General features: G+C 70.4%; 5 protein-coding genes and 1 pseudogene. 2 read left to right on the top strand and 4 right to left on the bottom strand.

What is annotated here, in order from left to right; translation table 11 throughout:
* Window positions 1–38: 38 nt before the first annotated feature.
* Together fbaA and AB0J68_RS28905 are read right to left on the bottom strand one after the other, a co-directional pair.
* Window positions 39–1,064, bottom strand: coding sequence for a class II fructose-bisphosphate aldolase (gene fbaA, locus AB0J68_RS28910; RefSeq protein WP_363941653.1), 1,026 nt, complete (start codon window positions 1,062–1,064; stop codon window positions 39–41).
* Between the two features lie 136 nt (window positions 1,065–1,200).
* A complete protein-coding gene (locus AB0J68_RS28905) occupies window positions 1,201–1,584 on the bottom strand; it encodes a phage holin family protein (protein ID WP_354860252.1) in 384 nt (127 codons plus the stop codon).
* 122 nt (window positions 1,585–1,706) lie between these two features.
* Here AB0J68_RS28905 and AB0J68_RS28900 point away from each other — a divergent pair, with 122 nt between their 5' ends.
* Window positions 1,707–1,919, top strand: coding sequence for a hypothetical protein (locus tag AB0J68_RS28900; protein WP_354860249.1), 213 nt, complete (start codon window positions 1,707–1,709; stop codon window positions 1,917–1,919).
* Between the two features lie 4 nt (window positions 1,920–1,923).
* Here the strand turns inward: AB0J68_RS28900 and AB0J68_RS28895 are convergent, their stop codons facing one another.
* Together AB0J68_RS28895 and AB0J68_RS28890 are read right to left on the bottom strand one after the other, a co-directional pair.
* Complete coding sequence (locus AB0J68_RS28895; RefSeq protein WP_363941650.1) at window positions 1,924–2,988, bottom strand: LCP family protein; 1,065 nt, start codon at window positions 2,986–2,988, stop codon at window positions 1,924–1,926.
* On the bottom strand, window positions 2,985–3,470 hold the full coding sequence (locus AB0J68_RS28890) for a SigE family RNA polymerase sigma factor (RefSeq protein ID WP_354860244.1): 486 nt from the start codon (window positions 3,468–3,470) through the stop codon (window positions 2,985–2,987). Before AB0J68_RS28890 ends, AB0J68_RS28895 begins: the two co-directional genes overlap by 4 nt.
* Window positions 3,471–3,651: 181 nt before the next feature.
* Between AB0J68_RS28890 and AB0J68_RS28885 the strand changes: the two are divergent.
* Window positions 3,652–3,839: pseudogene (locus AB0J68_RS28885) on the top strand (LPXTG cell wall anchor domain-containing protein); the annotation flags it as partial.

Raw genomic sequence — 3,839 nt, 5'->3', positions numbered from 1 at the left:
GGCTCCCCGAGGGAGAGCCGGCCGTCGGTGGAACGTCGTTACTTGGCCATCGTGGTGCCGGTGGAGCGCAGGTGCTCGCACGCCTCGACGACACGGGCGGCCAGGCCGGCCTCGGCGGCCTTGCCCCAGGCACGCGGGTCGTACAGCTTCTTGTTGCCGACCTCGCCGTCGACCTTCAGCACGCCGTCGTAGTTGCGGAGCATGTGGTCCGCGACGGGCCGGGTGAAGGCGTACTGCGTGTCGGTGTCGATGTTCATCTTCACGACGCCGTAGTCGAGAGCCTCGCGGATCTCGCTCAGCAGGGAGCCCGAGCCGCCGTGGAAGACCAGGCTGAGCGGCTTGTCCTTGCCGTACTTGGCGCCGACCGCCTCCTGGATCTGGTTCAGGATCTCCGGGCGGAGCTTGACGTTGCCCGGCTTGTAGACGCCGTGCACGTTGCCGAAGGTCAGCGCCGCCATGTAGCGGCCCTTCTCGCCGAGGCCGAGCGCCTCGACCATGGCCAGGCCGTCCTCGGTGGTGGTGTAGAGCTTGTCGTTGATGGCGTTCTCGACGCCGTCCTCCTCGCCACCGACGACGCCGACCTCGATCTCAAGGACGACCTTGGCCTTGGCGGCCTCGTCGAGCAGCTGGGAGGCGATCTGCAGGTTCTCGGCGACCGGCACGGCCGAGCCGTCCCACATGTGCGACTGGTACAGCGGCTGCTCGCCGCGCTTCACGCGCTCCTGCGAGATGCCCAGCAGCGGACGGACGAACTTGTCCAGCTTGTCCTTCGGGCAGTGGTCGGTGTGCAGCGCGATGTTGACCGGGTACTTCTTGGCCACCTCGTGCGCGTACGCGGCGAACGCCACCGCGCCGGTCACCATGTCCTTGATCGAGGGACCGGACAGGTACTCGGCGCCACCGGTGGAGACCTGGATGATGCCGTCGCTCTCCGCGTCGGCGAAGCCCTTGAGCGCCGCGTTAAGCGTCTGGGAGGAGGTCACGTTGATCGCGGGGTACGCGTACCGGCCAGCCTTGGCGCGGTCCAGCATCTCCGCGTAGGCCTCGGGGGAAGCGATGGGCATGTGATGCGCTCCTTACTTACCACTCTCGGCCGTGCTGGCCGCTGTTGTTCACTTGTGCGCCGGACCGCGCTGTCCTCCGCCCGGCAGTATCCCGCAGGTGTGGTGCGCAGGACCAACCGAGGGGGGTGTCAGCCGCTCACCGGGTGTCCAGACGGTCCGGCACGATGACGCTGATCAGCCAGGTGACCACTGTCATCACGATCGCTCCCCAGAACGCCGCCCAGAAGCCGTCCACCTGGAACGGCAGGTCGAGCCCGCGGGCGATCCGGTCGGTGAGCAGGAAGAGCAGCGCGTTGACCACCAGCGCAAACAGGCCCAGGGTCAGCAGGTAGAACACGCAGCCGACCACCCGGATGATCGGCTTGAGCACCGCGTTGATCACGCCGAAGATGAGCGCCACCACGATCAGCGTGAGCACGGTGTTGCCACCCGAACGGCCGTGCACGTCGACGCCGGGCACGATCAGCGTGGTCACCCACAACGCGACCGCGGTGATCGCCAGTCGGATGAGGAAGCCCACGGCACCATCCTGGCATCGGCTCGCGCCATCATGGGTTGATTCCGCCGACTCGGCTTCCGCGCGCGCCGCCGACGCAGCCCGTACGGTGGTGAGAATCGTGCCCCGAGAACCCGGGAGGGACCATGGGTCAGCCCGATGAGGACTTCACCCCCGGCGACCACCTCGCCGCGGACGAACGCGACCCCGAGGCGGAGCCGGCCGACGCGGTCGAGCAGGCCACCGTGGTCGACCCGGCGCACGTCGACGTCGAGCCGCAGCGCGGCATGGAGGTCGACGACTGGGACGCCATGGAGCAGGCCCGGGTGGTCACTGCGGACGAGGACGACTACCGCTGACGGCTCAGCGAGCTTCGTCGACCAGCTTCGGGTGACGGGCCGCCCAGTCGCCGAGCCGGTCCTCCCGCAGCGCGGTCAGGAACTCCGGCGCGAGCCTCGGGTCGGTACGCAGGTAGCGGTCCTTCCCGGTCGGCCAGACGACCGGCAGGCCGATCCCGACCGGCTCCACCGATCGCAGCGTGGAGGCGAGCCGCAGCAGGTCCAGCATGGCGGCCCGGTCGGGTGACACGACGAGGTCCGGGCCGACGGTGGTCAGCAGCTTGGCGAGGCGTACCGGATCGGTGAGCACGCCCTGCTCGGTGGTCTGGCGGACCAGCCCGGCGGCGAAGAGCCGGGCGTTGCGGTCCCGGTCCTGGCTCCCCTCGGGCAGACCGTAGCGCTGGCGGAGCAGGTCGACCGACGCGGCGCCGTCGAGACGTTGGCAGCCGGCCGGGAAGACCCGCTTCGTGTGGACGGAGCGCACCCGCTCGGGCAGGCAGGCCGGCACCCCGCCAAGGGCGTCGGTCAGCGAGCGCACCGCGCGGTACGTCAGCACCACGCCAGCGTCCACCCGGACCCCGGTCAGCTCGGCCACCGTACGCCGAGTCAGTTCGTACCCCTTGGTCAGCTCGGGGCGGGTGAACCCGGCGCCGAACGGGAACGCGGCGTTCAGCTTGTCGGTCCCCTGGCCCGGAATCGGCACCCCCAGGTCACGTGGCAGCGACACCAGGTAGGGGCGACTGCGGTCGGCCGGGATGTGCACCAACAGGACCGCGTCCGCGTGTGCCGCCGTCCGGCCGTCGCCGTCGATGCCGAGCAGCAGAATGTTCAGCGCGCCGGTCGGTGTCGGCCGACCCGACTCACCGAGCAGCTCGGCGGTCGGCGGCGGCCCCGCGCGCTCCGGGGTCAGCAGGGGCACCCCGAGCCCCAGCACCCCGAGCAGGGCCAGCGCGGTGCCACCGGCCTGCCAGCGGCGTCGGCGCCGACGCCGGCCGATCGCCAGCCGGTCGATGGCGGCCCGCAGCGGGCCGGTCGGCGGGGTCAGCGGCTCGTGCCGGGCGAAGGCGGCCCGCAGGTCATCCTCGATCATGAGCGAACCTCCACATACTCGGCCCGGAGCGTGGCCAGGGCCCGGGAGATGGACGAACGTACGGTCCCGACGGCGCAGCCGAGAATGTCGGCGATCTCGGCGTCGGGTAGGTCCTCGTAGTAGCGCAGCACGAGGGTGGCGCGCTGCCTGCGTGGCAGCCGGGACAGCCAGGTCCAGATCTGGTCCCGGTCCACGGCGGACTGGGCGTGGTCGGCCGACGCCGGCAGGGACTCGTCGGGCTCCCCGCGCAGCAGCACCCGGCGCATCCACGAGCCGCGCTTCCAGTCGACGTACTGGTTGGTGAGCATCCGGCGCACGTACCGCTCGGGTGAGTCCGCGCGGACGACCCGCCGCCAGTTCAGCTGGACCCGGACCATCGTCTCCTGCACCAGATCCTGCGCCTGGTGCGGATCGCCGGTGAGCATCACCGCGTACCGCAGCAGCGGGGCAAGTCGCGTGTCCGCGAACTCCTCGTACGTCACTGCACCTCCCGGGGTCCTGCCTCAGATGACGGGAGCGGGCCGGTGGAACGTTGCGGTGACGGTGATCAACCTTTCGGTTCGTCTTGCCGACCAGGCGGTGATCAGGGGCGGCGCTGAACCTTAGCGATTCCTTAAGATCCGCAGGCTGCACCTGAATCCCCCACTTGGAGGAATCCCCCTCATGCTCACCCACTCCACCCGGCGATGGCTCGCCGGCCTGGGCGTCGCAGGCGCGTTCGTCGCCGCCTCCGCCAGTCCGGCCCTCGCCGAGCCCGCGGCCGAGTTCTACATGTTCTTCGAGAACGTCACCGTCGCCCCCGGCTCCGCCGGGGTCGTTCGTGGAGCGACCGTGCTCGGCTCCGAGCCGGC

This window comes from Micromonospora sp. NPDC049580 (assembly GCF_040675595.1).
Taxonomy (GTDB): Bacteria; Actinomycetota; Actinomycetes; order Mycobacteriales; family Micromonosporaceae; genus Micromonospora.
Note: the sequence above shows the minus strand (reverse complement) of the source record. Positions and strands in the feature narration are given on the sequence as shown.